General features: G+C 66.8%; 17 protein-coding genes, 1 tRNA gene and 1 riboswitch. Of the genes, 12 read left to right on the forward strand and 6 right to left on the reverse strand.

What is annotated here, in order from left to right; all coding sequences use genetic code 11:
* Both AB0280_RS19590 and AB0280_RS19595 read left to right on the forward strand, forming a co-directional pair.
* Nucleotides 1-411: enolase C-terminal domain-like protein (locus AB0280_RS19590; protein WP_366368457.1), on the forward strand; the 411-nt coding region annotated here is incomplete at its 5' end.
* 29 nt (nt 412-440) lie between these two features.
* Nucleotides 441-2,720, forward strand: a complete 2,280-nt coding sequence (locus tag AB0280_RS19595) for a gluconokinase, GntK/IdnK-type (protein WP_366368459.1) — start codon at nt 441-443, stop codon at nt 2,718-2,720.
* Nucleotides 2,721-2,788: 68 nt separating this feature from the next.
* Here the strand turns inward: AB0280_RS19595 and AB0280_RS19600 are convergent, their stop codons facing one another.
* Nucleotides 2,789-3,409, reverse strand: a complete 621-nt coding sequence (locus AB0280_RS19600; protein ID WP_366368461.1) for a Rho termination factor N-terminal domain-containing protein — start codon at nt 3,407-3,409, stop codon at nt 2,789-2,791.
* A 425-nt stretch (nt 3,410-3,834) separates the two neighbouring features.
* Between AB0280_RS19600 and AB0280_RS19605 the strand changes: the two genes are divergently transcribed.
* Nucleotides 3,835-4,398, forward strand: coding sequence for a hypothetical protein (locus AB0280_RS19605; RefSeq protein WP_159632993.1), 564 nt, complete (start codon nt 3,835-3,837; stop codon nt 4,396-4,398).
* Nucleotides 4,399-4,409: 11 nt separating this feature from the next.
* Here the strand turns inward: AB0280_RS19605 and AB0280_RS19610 are convergent, their stop codons facing one another.
* The gene (locus tag AB0280_RS19610) at nt 4,410-4,796 is read right to left on the reverse strand and encodes a hypothetical protein (protein ID WP_366368463.1); all 387 of its coding nucleotides are present in this window, start codon (nt 4,794-4,796) and stop codon (nt 4,410-4,412) included.
* A 188-nt stretch (nt 4,797-4,984) separates the two neighbouring features.
* On the opposite strand from AB0280_RS19610, the gene AB0280_RS19615 reads away from it, so the two are divergent.
* Nucleotides 4,985-5,521: a GNAT family N-acetyltransferase gene (locus tag AB0280_RS19615; protein WP_307487954.1), complete on the forward strand. Its 537-nt coding sequence runs from the start codon at nt 4,985-4,987 to the stop codon at nt 5,519-5,521.
* A 177-nt stretch (nt 5,522-5,698) separates the two neighbouring features.
* The gene (locus tag AB0280_RS19620; protein WP_366368466.1) at nt 5,699-6,733 is read left to right on the forward strand and encodes a zinc-dependent alcohol dehydrogenase family protein; all 1,035 of its coding nucleotides are present in this window, start codon (nt 5,699-5,701) and stop codon (nt 6,731-6,733) included.
* 115 nt (nt 6,734-6,848) lie between these two features.
* Here AB0280_RS19620 and AB0280_RS19625 read toward each other — a convergent pair.
* Nucleotides 6,849-6,938 (reverse strand) — tRNA-Ser (locus tag AB0280_RS19625).
* Between the two features lie 110 nt (nt 6,939-7,048).
* On the opposite strand from AB0280_RS19625, the gene AB0280_RS19630 reads away from it, so the two are divergent.
* The 4 genes from AB0280_RS19630 to AB0280_RS19645 all read left to right on the forward strand — a co-directional run bounded on the left by AB0280_RS19630 (nt 7,049) and on the right by AB0280_RS19645 (nt 11,194).
* Entirely contained in the window at nt 7,049-8,599 is a 1,551-nt protein-coding gene (locus AB0280_RS19630) for an HNH endonuclease signature motif containing protein (RefSeq protein ID WP_366368468.1), read from the forward strand.
* Between the two features lie 70 nt (nt 8,600-8,669).
* Nucleotides 8,670-9,710, forward strand: a complete 1,041-nt coding sequence (locus tag AB0280_RS19635) for a zinc-dependent alcohol dehydrogenase (protein WP_275180920.1) — start codon at nt 8,670-8,672, stop codon at nt 9,708-9,710.
* A 3-nt stretch (nt 9,711-9,713) separates the two neighbouring features.
* Nucleotides 9,714-10,109: a 6-pyruvoyl trahydropterin synthase family protein gene (locus AB0280_RS19640; RefSeq protein ID WP_224024891.1), complete on the forward strand. Its 396-nt coding sequence runs from the start codon at nt 9,714-9,716 to the stop codon at nt 10,107-10,109.
* A 2-nt stretch (nt 10,110-10,111) separates the two neighbouring features.
* Entirely contained in the window at nt 10,112-11,194 is a 1,083-nt protein-coding gene (locus AB0280_RS19645) for a glycosyltransferase family 4 protein (RefSeq protein ID WP_366368471.1), read from the forward strand.
* Here AB0280_RS19645 and AB0280_RS19650 read toward each other — a convergent pair.
* Entirely contained in the window at nt 11,151-11,699 is a 549-nt protein-coding gene (locus AB0280_RS19650; protein ID WP_307487965.1) for a nucleoside deaminase, read from the reverse strand. The two genes, AB0280_RS19645 and AB0280_RS19650, sit on opposite strands and share 44 nt — an antisense overlap.
* A 55-nt stretch (nt 11,700-11,754) precedes the next feature.
* Here AB0280_RS19650 and AB0280_RS19655 point away from each other — a divergent pair, with 55 nt between their 5' ends.
* The 3 genes from AB0280_RS19655 to AB0280_RS19665 are packed head-to-tail and all read left to right on the forward strand — an operon-like array spanning nt 11,755 to nt 13,721.
* Nucleotides 11,755-12,579: a phosphatase PAP2 family protein gene (locus tag AB0280_RS19655; RefSeq protein ID WP_275180917.1), complete on the forward strand. Its 825-nt coding sequence runs from the start codon at nt 11,755-11,757 to the stop codon at nt 12,577-12,579.
* 12 nt (nt 12,580-12,591) lie between these two features.
* Nucleotides 12,592-13,227, forward strand: a complete 636-nt coding sequence (gene upp, locus AB0280_RS19660) for a uracil phosphoribosyltransferase (RefSeq protein WP_141158139.1) — start codon at nt 12,592-12,594, stop codon at nt 13,225-13,227.
* 44 nt (nt 13,228-13,271) lie between these two features.
* Nucleotides 13,272-13,721: a glyoxalase superfamily protein gene (locus AB0280_RS19665; RefSeq protein ID WP_366368474.1), complete on the forward strand. Its 450-nt coding sequence runs from the start codon at nt 13,272-13,274 to the stop codon at nt 13,719-13,721.
* Nucleotides 13,722-13,942: 221 nt separating this feature from the next.
* On the opposite strand, the gene AB0280_RS19670 is transcribed toward AB0280_RS19665, so the two are convergent.
* Nucleotides 13,943-14,668, reverse strand: a complete 726-nt coding sequence (locus AB0280_RS19670; RefSeq protein WP_366368476.1) for a hypothetical protein — start codon at nt 14,666-14,668, stop codon at nt 13,943-13,945.
* Between the two features lie 5 nt (nt 14,669-14,673).
* A riboswitch (cyclic di-AMP (ydaO/yuaA leader) is annotated at nt 14,674-14,835 on the reverse strand.
* Nucleotides 14,836-15,069: 234 nt separating this feature from the next.
* Nucleotides 15,070-17,172, reverse strand: a complete 2,103-nt coding sequence (locus tag AB0280_RS19675) for an ArnT family glycosyltransferase (RefSeq protein ID WP_366368478.1) — start codon at nt 17,170-17,172, stop codon at nt 15,070-15,072.
* Nucleotides 17,173-17,190: the final 18 nt, after the last annotated feature.

Consider the following 17,190-nt stretch of genomic DNA (forward strand, 5'->3'; position numbering starts at 1 on the left):
GTGTGGGATTACCAGACGCTGATCAAGGAACAGTTGATCGACTACGTCCGGGCCGCGTCCACGCACTTCGGCGGGATCAGCCCCCTGAAGAAGGTCATGGACTTCGCTGCGCAGTACCAGATCAAGTCCGGTTTCCATGGGCCGACGGACATTTCCCCGGTGGGGTTCGCGGCGCAGCTGCACGTGGGGTTGGCGATTCATAACTACGGGATCCAGGAGTACATGCAGCACTCGGATAAGACCAACGAGGTCTTCGAGCAGTCCATGACGTTCGTGGACGGGTACCTGCACCCGGGCGACAAGCCCGGGATCGGCGTCGAATTCAACGAGGAAGCCGCCGCGGCCTACCCGTACCAGCAGGCCTACCTGCCCTACAACCGCCTCGTCGACGGCACGGTACACGACTGGTGAGCGCGGCCACGACTGGTGAGGCACCAAGAATGACAAAGCACCGCATCATCGTCATGGGTGTTTCCGGCTGCGGCAAGACCACCATCGGGGACCTCGTGGCCCGCGAACTGGGTGTCCCGTTCCTCGACGGCGACTCCCTCCACCCCGTGGAGAACGTGGCCAAGATGGCAGCCGGCACCCCGCTGACGGACGAGGACCGCTGGCCCTGGCTCGCAACGGTAGGCGCAGAGTTGGCCAAGGCGCGCGACGGCGGACTGGTCCTGGCCTGCTCCGCGTTGCGCCGCAGCTACCGCGATGCCATCCGGGAGCAGGCTCCGGACACCGTGTTCCTGCACCTGAACGGCAGCAAGGAGGTCCTCGCGCAGCGCGTTGAAGGCAGGTCGGGCCACTTCATGCCCACCACGCTGCTGGACTCCCAGCTCGCCACCCTGGAACCGCTGCAGGACGATGAAGCCGGCGTGGTGGTGGACATCGCCCTGCCCGTCCCGGACGTGGTGGCCCAGGCACTCTCGGGGATTGCCGCCGTCGTACGTCCTGCCAACGGTGCCCATGGCACCGCGCCGCGCCGGTTCGACGTCGACCTGGCAGCTGCCCCGTTTAATCTCGACGGCGACGCCATCGCCTGGGTGGAAGGCACCCTGGGTGCCATGACGCTCGAGGAAAAAATCGGGCAATTGTTCATCAACCACAACAACGACTACTCACCCGCGTACCTCGACGGTGTGCTGGAGACCTACCATGTGGGCGGCATGCGGTACCGCCCGGGTCCCTCCGCCGCCGTGCAGGAACACATCCGCTACGCACAGTCCAAAACCCGGATTCCCCTGCTGATTGCATCCAACCCGGAGATGGGCGGAGCCGGCAGCTGCGACGACGGCACGTTCGTGTCCACGCACCTGCAGGCAGGCTCGCACCCGGACAAGGCCATCGCCCGGCAGATGGGGCGGGTGGCCGGAGTGGAAACCGCGGCACTGGGGTGCAACTGGGCGTTCGCGCCGATCGTGGACATCCACTACAACTGGCGGAACACCGTCATCTCCACGCGCTCCTTCGGGAACACTCCGGAAATCGTGGTGGAGCGCGCCAAGGAATACTTCGACGGCATCAGTGAATCGCCCACGGCCTGCGCAATGAAGCACTTTCCGGGCGACGGGATTGACGAGCGCGACCAGCACGTGGTGACGTCCTACAACACCCTCCCTTATGAGGAGTGGAACCGGACGTACGGCCACGTGTACCGGGAGATGATTGCGCACGGCGTGCAGTCCATCATGGTGGGCCACATCGGGGCCCCGGAGGTTTCCCGGCATTTCCGGCCGGGCCTCTCCGACGCTGAGATCCTTCCCGCCACGTTGTCCCCGGAACTGCTGCAGGACCTGCTGCGCGGCGAACTCGGCTTCAACGGATTGGTGCTCACCGATGCGTCACAGATGGTGGGCCTCACGCAGGCGCGGAAGCGCAGGGACCTGGTGCCGGCCACGATCGCTGCCGGTTGCGACATGTTCCTGTTCTTCCGCAACCCGGCCGAGGACTTCCAGTACATGCTGGACGGCTACAAGTCCGGGATCATCACCGAGCAGCGGCTCCACGATGCGCTGCGGCGGATCCTTGGGCTGAAAGCGTCGCTGGGGCTGCACCTGAAGGCCGCTGACCAACTGGTGCCGCCTGCCGAGGCGCTTGCGGTCATTGGATCCGCTGAGCACCGCTCGGTGGCCGCCGAGATCGCGGACAAGACGGTGACCCTGGTCAAGGACACCGCCGGCAACCTGCCCATCACCCCGAAGACGCATCCCCGGATCCGTTTGTACGGCATTTCCGGCGGCGCCGACTTTACCCGTGCCGATCCGCTGGCTTACCTGGAGGTGGTGAAGGAGGAACTCGAGGCTGCCGGTTTCGACGTGCACCTGTTCCGCACCGCCGAGCAGCGCGAGGCAGCGGGGGAGACCGGGGTGAACTTCATGTCCATCATTTCCGAGGAAGCCACGGGGGACTACGCGGAGAAGTACGACGCTGCGTTTGTCTTCGCCAACGTCAAGGGCTTTGCGCAGGAAGCAGCCATCCGGATCAAGTGGTCTTCCCCGATGGCAGCGGAAATCCCGTGGTACGTCACGGAAGTGCCCACGGTGTTCGTCTCGCTGAACCAGCCGAACCACCTGATCGACGTGCCCATGGTCAAGACAGCCATTCACGCCCATGCGGGCACCCGGGAAGCCATCCGGGCAGCCGTGGACAAGATCCAGGGCAAATCGAAGTTCCAGGGCACGTTCAACGACAACGTATTCTGCGGGTCCTTCGACACCCGGCTTTAGGAACCAACTGAAGGAGGCGCCACCGCAGCAGCGGTGGCGCCTCCTTTATGCGTCAGGCCTGGGTCCCCCTAGGCGTCTTCACGCTCCGGGTTCTCCAGCCGGAAGAAGTTGGACTGTCTCCCGTCGGACCTCTGTTCCTGGTAGATGAAGTTGAGCCCGCGGTCGTCAAACGTCTTGAACCACTCCTCCCAGCTGACTTCACGAAGGTTCGCGTCCTTCTCCCTGAAGTCGATGCGCAGGACGCCCAGGTGGTCCCCGTGTTCCGTGCCGTCAACAGTCGCCGGAACGCCGCCGCGTTCTTCCGCCCACTGCCTGATGACCTCATGGTGTGTGGTCGCGAGGCTGCGTCCTTCGCGCTCTGGCTCCTCCTCGGTGGACGTAATTTCCTGCGAGTACTTCAACGACTTGGACGAGTCGTCGCCATGGCGGACCCTGCCGCCGTCGGGGCCGGCTCCCAGGTCTTCTTCGTCGTCCGCCCCGGAGCGGCTGTTGCGGCCCCGGCCGTTATCCGCGTCCTCCTGCCGGGCCTGGGCCACCTCTTTCACAAGTTCTTCCTTGCGCATGCCCGAAGCGCCGGCGATGTGCTCCTGCTTGGCATCCTGGCGGAGTTCGTCCACCTTCTTGTTGCGCAGTTCGGTTTCACTCACATCAGGCGTGTTGGGGGTCTGGTTCCCTGGCTTGTCGCTCATGGCATGTCCTCCTTTTGCGGAACGGGTGTGCATCATTGGGAAATGATAAGGCTACTTACTTTCTAGCGTGTGCCGGACGGGACCGTCAAGCATTGGGCGCATATCAGCTGTGGAGGGTGGGGCGCCGGCACGGGGAGGGCTTTGGACTCTGGGTCCCCGGGGAACCCTGTCCATATGCTCCTTGCATCCGATCGCGGAGGAGAGACGCCATGACCAGCCTGATGCCGGGTTTCCTGGCTACCGTAAAGCCATCACAGCGGGGGAACCGGGCAAGTGGTGGTTTGCGCTTTGCTGGTTCGCGCTCCGCTGGTTTCCGTCCTTGGTTGCCGGCGGTTTTCGGCTTTGCTGCCGCGGCCGGTTTCATTACGCATGGTCTCCTGCCCCGCACCCTGGGCGCGTGGGGAGCGACGGAGCCGGAAAGATCGATGCCCCTTCCCGGCGACGGACTGATTCCCGCTCCGGCTGAAGTGCAGACCATGGCGGTCACCATCCCAGCACCGCCGGAGGAAGTCTGGCCATGGCTTCTGCAGATGGGGGTGGACCGTGCGGGCCTGTATTCCTACACCTGGCTGGAGAACGGGCTGCTCCATTTGGGCGTCACGAATGCAGACCGCATCCACCCCGAGTGGCAGGACCTGCAGGTGGGAGACATCATTGCCTTCACGCCGGAAGGTTATCCGGGCGGACGCAGCGGGCCGCGTGTGGTGGACATGGAGAGCTGCCGCCATCTGGTCCTGGACTTGAGCCCTGGTGCGCCGCCTGGGACGGTCACCGGGACCTGGCAATTCGTCCTCCATGATGCCGGTGACGCGGGGACCAGGCTGCTGCTCCGCACCCGGTCCGGCCCCGGACGGCCATGGGGTCTTCGACTGATGGATTTCGTCCTTCGGCCGGGCTACCTCGTCATGGATCGTGCCATGCTGCTGGGCATCAAAAAACGCGCCGGAAGGGACGCGCAAAGGAAGCCGCCGCCGTCGGCACAGCTGTGACAGCCGCGCCCTCAGCGGTCAGTGCGGAGCGCCCCGCCTGGCGTGCCGGCCCGGTTGCCCTGCTCCGAAAGCCAGTGCAGGGCATCGGGGCCGTTGGTGAAGTATGCCGTGGGAGTCAGGGACCGCTGGGAAAACGCCGCCACAACCTTGCCCATCGGGCCATCGCCAATGAGGGCGACGGCGGAGAACCCGCGGTAGGCGTTCATCCCGGCCCTGGCCTCGGGCGTCAATGCCGCAACCCCCGCGAGGTCAACAAGAAGAGGCAGGACCCGGCCGCCGCTGAGGCCTTCCAGGACCCGCGCCGCCCGGACGGCAATGTCATAGGTTATGAGGACTTCGGGGCTCCACTGCAACCGCAGCACGCCCTTGTCGAAAGAAGAAGTAAAGAATTCGTTCATTCCCGTCCTGGATTCTCATTGAGGACTTGTATTCCAGAGCTTGGACTAATTCAGGCCCATTCTGCCTGATGGTGACGACAATTGGTGCAGCGGCAGCAGGGACTCATTGCTGGCCAGGGGCAAAGTGCTGGCCCGGGACACATGGTGGGCCCCTGCGGCGCGCTTTTCCGGCTGTGTAGCCTGAACCAGTGGACTTCTCCTGTGAACTCGCTGACGGCACCGTTCTCCGTCCCGTGCAGGCTGCCGACGCAGGACCCCTGGCTGGGGCGCTCCAGGCCAACCGTTCCCACCTTGCCCCGTGGGAACCGGTCAGGGCAGAGGAGTTCTATACCGTTGAAGGCCAGCGCGAGCTGATCAGGAGAAGGCGGGATGATCTTGACGCAGGCACAGCGCTTTCCATGGTGCTGGCTGGTGGAGACGGCATTCTGGGACTCCTGACGCTCAGTTCGATCGTCCGGGGCGCCTTCCAGAACGCCCACCTGGGCTACTGGATCGCCCAGTCTGTCCAGGGCCGGGGGCTCATGACGGCAGCAGTGGCCGCGGCAACCGACATCGCGAAAGATGGGCTCGGCCTCCACCGCCTCGAAGCAGCCACTCTGGTGCACAATATGGCATCGCAGAGGGTGCTGGAAAAGAACGGCTTTGAGGCCTACGGCACGGCGCGCGCCTACCTTCGGATCACCGGCCAGTGGCAGGATCACCGCATCTACCAGCGGCTTCTCTGACCGCCGCGCCTTTTGGGGCGCGCGGTTTGGGACAGGCCCGACGACGGCCCCCGGCGTCACGCCGCGGCCCGGGCGTGATCCTGGGGAGGTTTTTCAGCGCATCGGCGCCGCGTGGGAAGATGTCGGCCGGAGCCGCTCAAGGATGCGGGCGGCACAACGTCGATATGTGGAGGACATGTGCGCGCGATTGTCTTGGACCAGATAGCAGGGCCGCTGGCCGTCCGGGAGGTTGGAGAGCCCGAGGTGCCGGTGGGCGGCGTCGTCATCAGCGTCGTTGCGACGGGGCTCTGCCGCAGCGACTGGCATGCCTGGGCAGGACATGACGATATAGCGCTGCCGCATGTCCCGGGCCACGAATTCGCCGGTGTCGTTGCCAGTGTTGGCCCGGGAGTGACGAAGTGGACGGCCGGCGACCGGGTTACCGCACCATTCGTCGAGGGCTGTGGCGCGTGCGAGTGGTGCCTCAGCGGCAACGCGCAGGTTTGCCCGGAGCAGCAACAGCCTGGCTTCACGCACTGGGGTTCGTTTGCTGGGCAGGTGGTGATCCACGCGGCGGACACCAATCTCGTGGCAATTCCCGAGGGCGTCAGCTTCGAGGCAGCCGCCAGCCTGGGATGCCGGTTCGCCACTGCCTACCGTGCGCTGACCGGCCGGGCCAGCCTGAAAGCCGATGAATGGGTTACCGTCATCGGGGCAGGCGGCGTGGGGCTCAGCACTGTCATGATCGCCAAGGCCCTCGGCGGCAAAGTGATTGCTGTTGACCGGAACCCGGCCGCCCTTGAGGTGGCTGCGCGCCTTGGCGCGGACCAGGTCCTGGTTGCAGACGGTTCAGACGTTCCGGCACAGGTGCACGCGCTCACGGGAGGTAGCCATGTCTCGGTCGACGCCGTCGGCAGCGAACAGACGTGCGCCGACGCACTCCTGAGCCTGCGCCGCCGGGGGCGGCACGTCCAGATCGGGCTCCTGCCGCCCGTGGAAGGCCACCCCCGTGTGCCCATGGCGCGGGTGATTGCGTGGGAACTGGACGTCTTTGGAAGCCACGGGATGGCCGCGGCGGACTACCCCGGAATGCTCGCCTTGATTGAGTCGGGAGCGCTCGAACCGCAGAAGTTGATCGAACGCGTGATTGGTCTGGAGGAGGCTGCCGAAATGCTGCCCCGGCTTGATACCGCCAACGTTGCGGGCATGACCATGGTCGATCCGACCCGCTGAGGCTTTCGTCGCCGACCAAGCGGTAGTCCACATCATGGCGTCACTCGGGGGCACCTTTCCCGGGATGAAGAAAGGCCCTGCTTCCCTTCTACAAGGGAAGCAGGGCCTTTCTATCTGGCGGTGACGGTGGGATTTGAACCCACGTTGGCTTTTACACCAAACAACATTTCGAGTGTTGCACCTTCGGCCGCTCGGACACGTCACCAACCTCAATAGGGTACCGGAGCAAGGCCTGCATCCCCAAAACGTGCGTACCACCAGCCAGGGCTGCGGCGGCCGGTCTTGATTGTCGTACCCCTTTGTCATGATGGGTTTATGGGGAAGGCAGCGGTGGCGAGGGCGTTCGGGGAGATCAAGGCTGCCCTTGCTGTGCTGAATGCTGAGGTGGATGGGGCCGGTGCGGTGCCTTTTTCTGTGGCTGACCCGTTGGCTGGTTTGGCGGAGGGTTGCCTGGAGATTCTGGCCGGGTCCCGGGAGGTTGAGGCCGGGATCGCTGCGGTGAAGGCCAAGGCTGCCGTTGGGTATGCGGAGAGCGCCGCAGCTGTTGCGGGGCCGGATGTTCCGGTACGGGCGCAGGAGATGGCGGTCGCGGCGGAGATCGGATGCGTGCTGGCCCTGGGGCCGCGGGCCGCGGGTTCGTTCCTGGTCACCTCGCACGCCGTCACGGCGACGTTGCCGCGAACGCTGGAGGCGTTGCAGGCCGGGGCGATCTCCTGGAGCCACGCGGTGGTGATGGCGGACGAAACAGCGTGCCTCGATCCTGATGGGGCTGCGGCGTTGGAAGCGCATTTCCTTGACCCGGACGCACCGCACCCGGCGCGGGGGTGCCCGGTGGGGCAGTTGCCGGCGCACCGGTTCAAGGCCAAGGCCCGGACCTGGCGGGAACGCCACCAGGCCGGGTCCATCGAAAAACGCCACGCCAAAGGCGTCGCGGACCGGCGGGTGGAGTTCCGCCCGGACCAGGACGGGATGGCCTGGCTGTCCGCGTACCTTCCCGCGGACCAAGCCCTGGCCGGGTGGAACCGGCTCACCGCCGCCGCCCGGGGCATGCAGGGACCCGGCGAGGGCAGGACCCTGACCCAGCTCCGGGCCGACACTTTCGCCGAGGCGATCCTCACCAACGGCACCACGAACGACCGCGACACCCGCGGTAGAGGCAGTTCCAGCAGTAGCGTCACCGAGGGTGCGGGTGCGGGTGCGGGTGCCGGCGCCGGAACCGACCAGCCGTCGTCGGGTATCCGGGCGCAGGTGCTGGTCACGGTTCCGGTGTTCTCCCTGCTGGGCCAGACCGATGAACCGGCGGTGCTGGACGGGTGCGGCCCCATCCCGCCGTCAATGGCCATGGCACTCGTCGCTGAGGGTGCGGGCTCGTTCTACCGGGTCCTGGTGGACCCGCGGGACGGGGCACCGTTGGAAATCGGCCGGACAAGCTACCGGGTCACCGGCGCGATGCGGGCGTGGCTGCGGATGCGGGACGGCAAATGTCCGTTCCCGGGCTGCAGCAACAACTCCCTGGACAACGACGCCGACCACATCCTCGCCTGGGCCAACGGCGGCACCACCGGAATCAGCAACCTGGGACAGCCCTGCCCGAAACACCACAAACTCCGCCACACCACCGCCTGGAAACCCACCCCCGCCACCAAGAACGAACCACCCGGCTGGACCTCACCCACCGGCCGCCACTACCAAAGCGAACACCAGGACTGGGAACCACCACGCTGGCCCTCGCGATTCCTGCAAGGTGAAAGGTACCTGCCAGGTGGGCACATCATGCCGGGCGAAGGGGCGGTGCCTGGAGAACCGAGCCTTGCCAAAGAGCACAGCCTCCTCGAAGAAGCGCTCCTCCAGCACCTTGTCTCGTGAAGCAATGAACCCTGCCACGCGGCGTCGGACTTTCCCCGTCCCTGCGCGTCCGGTTAGATTCATCAGCAAGATGACAAATTCACAGACTCCCATCCACGCAACCGCATACTGGACCACTGCCAAGGAGCACGGCGAACTCAGAACCGAGGACGTGCCGGCCCCGGGCCCCGGCGAAGCGCTGGTCCGTGCCCTCTACTCCGGTATCAGCAAGGGCACGGAAATGGTGGTCCACGCCGGGGCAGTGCCGCCACGGGTCGCAGAGGAAATGCGGGCCCCGCACCAGGAAGGCCAGTTCCCCGGCCCGGTGAAATTTGGCTACCTGTCTGTCGGCATCGTGGAGGAAGGGCCCGAGGGGTGGAAAGGCCAGCGCGTCTTTTGCCTGAACCCGCACCAGGACCTCTACGTGGTTCCGGTGGAGTCCTTGACCAGGATTCCCGACGACGTCCCCTCCCGGCGTGCGGTCCTCACCGGGACGGTGGAAACAGCAGTCAACGCCCTGTGGGAAGCCGGGCCGCGGCTCGGGGACAGGGTTGCCGTCGTCGGTGCAGGCCTGGTGGGCGGCATGGTGGCCACGCTCCTGCGCACTTTCCCGCTGCAACGCCTTCAGCTGGTGGACCTGGATCCGGGCAGGAAGCAACTCGCTGACACCCTGGGCGTGGACTTTGCACACCCCGACGACGCCCTGGACGACTGCGACATCGTGTTCCACTGCTCGGCCTCGCAGGAAGGCCTGGAACGCAGCCTGCAGCTGGTCGGCGACGAAGGCGACGTCATCGAAATGTCCTGGTACGCCAACCGGGAAGTCACTGTCCCGCTGGGGGAGGATTTCCACGCAAGGCGGTTGTCCATCAGGGCCAGCCAGGTGGGCATGGTGGCGCGTGCCCGGCGCCACCGCCGCACCAATGCGGACCGCCTGGATCTGGCAGTGTCCCTGCTGAAGGATCCCGTCTTCGACGCATTCCTGACCGGCTCTTCCAAGTTCGAGGACCTGCCCGGCGTCGTCCAAAGCCTGGCGGACGGCACCCTGGAAGCGCTGTGCCACGTCGTTGAGTACCCCGCCACCAACCAAGCACCCACTCCAGCCGCCCACGACTCCGAAAACTTGAGGTAACCCATGTTCAGCCTGACAGTCCGCCGCCACTTCATGATTGCCCACAGTCTTCCGCGTGAAGCGTTCGGCCCGGCCCAGGGACTCCACGGGGCGACCTTCGTCGCCGAGGTGACCTTCCGTCGCCGTGCCCTGAACGATGACGCGATCGTCCTGGACATCGGCGCCGCCGGAACCATCATCGAGGAAGTGCTGGCCGGCCTGAACTACCGCAACCTCGACGAGCACCCGGATTTTGACGGCAAGCTCACCACCACGGAAGCGCTGGCCCAGTACATCGCCCAGGAAGTCGCCGCCAGGATCAAGGACAGCGACGACGGCCGCGAACTCGCGGGCCTCGACGTCACGCTGCGCGAGAATCCGGACGCGTGGGCCGCTTATTCCCTGGACCTCACCGCCTGACCGTGCGCCACATCCGGCTGCTGGTCCCCGGCAACATCCGCCACAGCTCAGGCGGCAACGTCTACAACGCCCGCCTGGTGTCAGGGTTGCGGGAACTTGGCGCCGCGGTGGACGTCATCAGCGTTGAGGGGGACTGGCCGCACGCCGGCGCCACCGAACGACGCCGGCTGGGCACCTTCCTCGAAGCAAGCGAACCTGGGGGAGGTCCCGGGCAGGCAGTGGCAATCGTCGACGGGCTGGTGGCCGTTGGTGCCCCGGCTGAGCTGGAAGCCGCGGCCCGGGCGGGACAGGAAACATGGGTGCTGGTGCATATGCCGGTGCCGGAAAGTTCAGGCGAATCAGCCCTGGCAGACGAGGCCAGGGCGCTCAGCGCAGCAGCCGGTGTGATCTGCACCAGCACCTGGGCCGCATCTGTCCTGACCGAAAGAGGGCTTCCGCAGGCACACGTCGCCCTGCCCGGAGTCGACCCAGCAGCCCAGGCCGGCGGTTCCACGCCTCCGCACCTGGCAGTCGTCGCCGCTTTGCTGCCCAACAAGGACCAGATGCTGGCGGTGGAAGCACTCGCCCTGGTCCGAGACCTCCCTTGGACCGCGTCCCTGGTGGGCTCGGACCGGGCAGACTCCGACTATGCGCGGGAAGTCCGGGCTGCCATAACGGAGAATTCGCTGCAGGAACGGGTGCGGTTCACCGGTGAGCTCGCCGGCGAAGCACTGGAAGCTGAATGGGCGCGGACGGATCTCAGCCTCCTGGTGTCCCGGCAGGAGGCGTTCGGCATGGCCGTCACCGAGTCCCTGGCCCGCGGCATCCCGGTCCTGGTCCGTGAAGGGACAGGGGCGGTGGAGGCGCTGGGGCTGGCAGGATTAATAGCGGCCGACGGCGGACCCCGGCTTCCCGGGGCAGCGCTGCCACTTCCGGAAGGTGGTCAGGAGAGCCCGCGCCTGTTGGCCGGCGTCCTGCGCCACTGGCTGCAGGACCCGGACATCAGGGAAAGCTGGCGCGCAGCAGCGCTGGAGGCGCGGACACGCCTTCCGGACTGGGGTACTACGGCAAGGGGAGTGCTGGCCCCGCTGGCGGAACGGGACTAGAGGCTGCTCCGCGGTGACCGGCGAAAAACCCGCGCAGCAACACGGCGCACTCATCCTCGCGGACTCCCGGGTACACCTCAACCCAGTGGTTGAGCCGGCGTTCGCGGAGGATGTCGAACACCGAGCCTGCGGCGCCGGCCTTCTCGTCCCAGGCCCCGAACACCACCCTCGGGATCCGGGCCAGGACAATCGCTCCGGCACACATGGCGCAGGGTTCCAGCGTGACCACCAGCGTGCAGTCGGACAACCGCCAGCCGTCGGCGCGGCCGCCGTCGAGGCGTGCCCGTTCCTGCAGGCGTGCCGCCGCTTCACGGATGGCTACCACCTCGGCATGGGCCGTAGGGTCGCCCAGTTCCTCCCGCTGGTTCCGGCCGGAACCCAGCACCCCGCCGTCCGGCCCTATCACCACAGCGCCGATGGGAACATCCTCCGTGGCGAGTGCCCTGCGGGCTTCCGCCAAGGCAAGGCCCATCCAGGCATCATGTTTCTTTTCGGGCAACGGCATGGCTCAATGATAGTTTCGGGGATACTCAGGTTACTTACGGATGCCGGGAGGCACCATGGACACTCTTCGGGATCGGCTAGGTCTCTGGTTCAAACCTTACGCGGCGCTCGTCCTCACCATCCTTGTGGGCGGCGTCATCATCGTGTCCCTGGCACTGCTGGGTGCCGAGGTGTACGACAACGTGGTGGATTCTGCCGGCCTGGCCAACCTGGACAAGCCTGCCCTGGCCCTGGCCGAGAGCCTGCGCAGCCCCGGACTTGATGCGTTCGTTACCGGCTTCACCAACATCGGCGGCGGCATCGGCATGCCCATCCTTGCCAGTATCCTGACCGCCTGGCTGACGTTCCTCAGCCGGAACTGGCGCCCGCTCGTCCTGATCGGCGGTGCGGCGGGGGTCTCCATCATGGCCACCACCTTTGGCAAGAAACTGGTGGGCCGCACCCGCCCGGACCATGCGGACGCGGTGCCCCCCTACGAGGATTCACCCTCCTTCCCCAGCGGCCACACCCTGAATACCACCGTGGTGATCAGCCTGGTGGTGTACCTCATCTGCCTCCAGTTCAACACCATGCTGGTGCGCGTCACCGCCATCACGGCCGGCGCGCTCTTCATCATCGCCATGGGGCTCAGCCGCGTCTTCCTAGGCCACCACTGGCTGACGGACGTCATGGCAGGGTGGCTGCTGGGCCTCACCTGGGTGGGCGTCGTGATCCTGGCCCACAGGCTGTTCCACCTGGTCCGCAGGCGGGAGCACGCCGGTGCGGCTCCGTCGTTCGACCGTCCGATCGTCCGTGACGTGGTGGCAGAGGAAGTGCACCACCACGGCGGGGACGGCAACGAGCATGCCCACGGCAGCCACAACAAGGACACCGCCGGATGATAGTTTTGGGGGATGCGTACTCTCGTTGTTGACCACCCTCTGGTCGCCCACAAGCTCACCGTCCTGCGGGACAAGAACACGCCGTCGCCGGTCTTCCGCCAGCTGACGGAAGAGCTGGTGACCCTGCTGGCCTACGAAGCCACGCGGGAGGTCCGCACGGAGCCCGTCACCATCGAAACCCCCGTCAGCACCACCATTGGCACGGCGTTCACCAAGCCCACCCCGCTGGTAGTCCCCATCCTCCGCGCAGGCCTGGGCATGCTGGAGGGCATGACCAAGCTGGTCCCCACCGCCGAGGTTGGCTTCCTGGGCATGGCCCGGGACGAGGAGACGCTGGACATCATCACCTACGCGGAGCGCCTGCCGGAGGACCTGACCGGCCGCCAGGTATTCGTCCTGGACCCCATGCTGGCCACCGGCGGTACGCTGCGCGAGGCCATCAAGTTCCTGTTCAAGCGGGGCGCGTCCGACGTCACCTGCATCTGCCTGCTGGCTGCCCCGGAGGGCCTGGCCAAGCTGGAGGAGGAACTGGGCGACGCAAACGTGCACATCGTCCTGGCCTCCATCGACGAGAAGCTCAATGAGAAGTCCTACATCGTTCCCGGCCTGGGTGATGCAGGCGACCGCCTGTACGGCATCGCAGGGTAGCCTTCCCCCTTTTCCGGCAGGATCACCGCCGCTAGCCTGTGCGGATGGACTGGAAACTCGAACTTGTCTTTGTCCCCGTGTCCGACGTCGACCGCGCCAAGGATTTCTACGTCAACAGGGTGGGCTTCAACGCCGACTATGACGAGCGGCCTTCGGACGACATCCGCTTTGTGCAGCTGACGCCGCCCGGATCCGCCTGCTCCATCTGTTTGGGGGAGGGGCTGGTGGACGCACCTCCGGGCACGGGGTCAAACCTGCAGCTGGTGGTGGACGACATCCAGGCCGCACACGACCACCTGAAGAACAACGGAGTGGACGTCAGTGATATCGAAGTGCTGCCGTGGGGCCACTTCGTGTACTTCGCCGATCCGGACGGCAACAAGTGGTCCGTCCAGTACATCCCGTGGCGGAACGCCGGGCCGGACGCAACCGAAAGCACCGCAACCACAGGCGCCGCAACCGAAACCACCGCGACCCTAACGTCCGCACCATAGGGCGCTGCAGCTTAAACCACCAGGGTTAAGGCAGCCTGGGGTTAAAACACCACTGCCCGCATCCGTTTGGATGCGGGCAGTGGTGATGCTGCAATGCTCTGCTGTGCCCCTGCCCAAGGCGTACGACGGCGGAGAGCCGGGACGCGCCGTCGGCCGCGGTCAATGCGGGGCAGGCTCCGCGGAGGGTGGTCCTTCGACGCGCAGCCGCGGGAGAGAGGTGCCTAGTACCAGTTGTGCGCCAGGTGGAAGTTCAGTGCGCCGCAGGGGGACTGGTAGCTCTTCTTGATGTAATCCAGGCCCCAGTTGATCTGGGTGCGGTAGTTGGTGAGGTAGTCCGCGCCGGAGCTGGCCATCTTCTCGGCCGGGAGGGACTGGACGATTCCGTACGCCCCGCTGCTGGGATTGGTGGCCGTGGTGGTCCAGTCGGATTCCTTCGTCCACAGGGTCTGCAGGCACTGCATCTGGTCCGGTCCCCAGCCGAATGTGGCCAGCTGGCTGGCGGCGTAGGCCTGGGCGCCGGCGGGGTCGTTGACCGCGACGGCGGGTGCCGGCTCAGGAGCCGGGGCGGGCTCGGGTGCAGGTTCCGGTGCCGGTGCAGGCGCTGGCGCGGCCGGCGCGGGGGCGGCGGGTGCCGGGGCCGCGGGAGCGGGCTCCGCCGCCTGCGGTGCCACTGCGATTGCGGCGGGAGCGGGGCTCTCCACCGGGTTGGAGCGGATGTCGCTCTTCTCGATGCTCATCTGGGCATCGGACGCTGCCTGGGTTGCCTGGGTCGATGACACCGGGGCCATGCTGCTGGTGGCCTGGCCGGCTGCGCCGACCCCAACCAGAACCGCGCAGGATACTGCGAGGATTCCGGCCCTGCGGCCGAGGGTGTTTTTCTTTGCCTGCTGCGTGGCCTTATGTTTAGCCTTGGCATGCAGGCGTGCTTCTGCCGTGTTTTTGGACATGATTGATCGCCTCTCACACCTGCGGAGTTAGCTGTCGGGTTCGGATGAGGGCATCCGGCCGTACGGAAAAATCACGTACTGGCTTAACCCCAAGGGCATTCATTGCCCGGGACGGTGGGTCCCCCGCCTCTGCCGTTGCTCAATCGGAAATCCGGGGAAGCGGCAGAGCTTGGCGTCAACCCGGGATATGCGGCCCGAACGGGGACCGCACCCAATCGACGGTACAGGAAGATTAAGTGAAAGTCACATTTAGGTAACGGAAGTCACGGCTGGCAGCGCGTCGGGTTGTGTGACTGCGGAGGGAGTATCCCCGTAATGGACTGCCCGGGCCCCGGGCACCCTTCACCCCGGGCACTCGCGTGCCAGAGCATCATTCGGCCGGGTCCCCGGGGCGTCCTCCGCTAGTGGCCGGTCAGTTCGTAGACCGTAGTGCCGCCAACGATCTGCGACGTGAAATTGGCTGCCACCCACTCAGCGATCCGGGTGGCAGCGTCCGAACCGGTGGTGGAGCGCATGGCTCCGCCACCGATAAAGTAATGGATCTCTCCCCGGGCTACCAGGTCCTGGAACTGCGCCAACGTGGGGGAGGGGTCGGTGCCGTTGAAGCCGCCCACCGCCATGACCGGCAGTTCCGTTGCCAGTTGGTAACCCGCGGCGTTGTTGGAGCCCACCACGGCCGCGGCCCAGGTGTAGCTTGAGGCGCTGCTCTTGAGCGCGGCGACCAGGTCAGCCGACGGCGTGGGCGCACCCAGGAGGCCACCCACGCCACCCCCGCGGCCACCCGCGAAGCCCGTGCCGCCCTGGGCGTTCGGCTGCCGGAAGCCGTGCCCCGTATTGCCTTGTGCCGTACTGCCCGGGTTTGTGTTGCTTTGCCCCGCAATACTTGAACCGCCGGTGCTGTTCGGGCCGGACCCGTTCCGGCTGTTCCGGACGCCGGCGGGAGCACCGCCCGGCCCAGCGCCGAAGCCGGCCGTGGGGCCGGCACTGACGATTGCCCCGCTGTGCGCTGTGGACGCCGTGGAGATGGAGTAGGCCAGCGGTCCGGCGAGCGACGCCGTGATGGCCAGGGCCGCCGTCGCCCGCTGCACCGAACGCATGCCCAGGAACTTGCTGAAGCCCGCTCCTGCTGCCCCGGCCAGCCCGCCTGCAAGGACCACCCAGCGCAGCCAGGGGCCGTAGGCCGAGGTGGTGCCGAGCAGGGAGAACGCCGTCAGGGCTGCCGCGGCCACTGCGGCCGCGAGCACGATTGCGGCGGCCGCCTGCTGCCTGTGCTGCCACAGCAGGACTGCGCCCAGGCCGGTCAGCCCGGCGATGCCCGGCGCCAGCGCCACGGCGTAGTAGGGGTGGATGATGCCCGCCATGAAGCTGAACACCAGGCCGGTCACCAGCACCCAGGAGCCCCAGACCAGCACGGACGCGCGCACCGGATCCGTCCGCGGTGCCCGTCGGCCGACCCACAGCAGGCCGGCCGCAAGGATCAGGGCGGAGGGCAGCAGCCAGGCGATCTGGCCACCGAACTCGTTGTTGAACATCCGGAACAGGCCGGGAACGCCCCAGCCGTTGCCGCCGCCCACGCTGCCCGTTTCGTCGCCCGTCAGCCTGCCCAGTCCGTTGTAGCCGAGGGTCAGCTCCAGGATGGAGTTGTCCTGCGAACCGCCGATGTAGGGCCGCATGCCGGCCGGCGTCAGCTGCACGGCCACGAGCCACCAGCCCGCGGAAACCACCATCGCCGCCCCGGCCGCGGCCAGCCGCAGCAGGCGCCGGCCCAGCCTGCCCGGCCCCGCAACCGCGTAGGCCACGGCAAAACCGGGAACCACCAGCAGGACCTGCAGTTGCTTGGCCAGGAATCCAAAGCCCAGGAACACCCCGGCCAGCAGGAGCCAGCGCAACCGGTCCTCCTGGACCGCGCGGAGGACCGCGTACGCGGCCGCCGTCATGAGCAGCACCAGCAGGGCATCCGGGTTGTTGAACCGGAACATCAGCGTGGCAACCGGGGTGAGGGCCAACACCGCGGCTCCCAGCAAGCCCGCCCGGTGGGCAGCGGTGGCATCTCCGGTGGCGTGCACCGCGGTCCGGCGCACGGACAGGTAGAGCAGCCAGGCGGCCGCTACGCCCATCAGCGCCTGAGGAACCAGGATGCTCCACGGGTTCAGCCCAAACAGCCGGACCGACAACCCCATGACCCACAGGGACGCCGGCGGCTTGTCCACCGTGATGGAGTTGGCAGCGTCCGAGGAACCGAAGAACCAGGCCGTCCAGTCCTGCGAACCCGCCTGGGCCGCGGCGGAGTAGAAGGCGTTGGCCCAGCCGGACGCCCCGAGATTCCACAAGTACAGCGCCGCCGTGCCCGCCAGCACCGCTGCCAGTTCGAGGTTCCGCCGTCGGCCGAGGGGATCCCGGCGCCGGCTGCCGGGCCTGGTCCCCCGGGCCGTGGTGGCCCCGCCCCCTCCCGACGCGTGATGCAGGCGGGGGCGCGTGGACCCGGTTGTTGGGCCTGAAGTCATGGAGCTGGGGTAGCGGCT

Origin of the sequence: Pseudarthrobacter sp. 902506025, from assembly GCF_040702325.1 — a bacterium.
GTDB lineage: Bacteria > Actinomycetota > Actinomycetes > Actinomycetales > Micrococcaceae > Arthrobacter.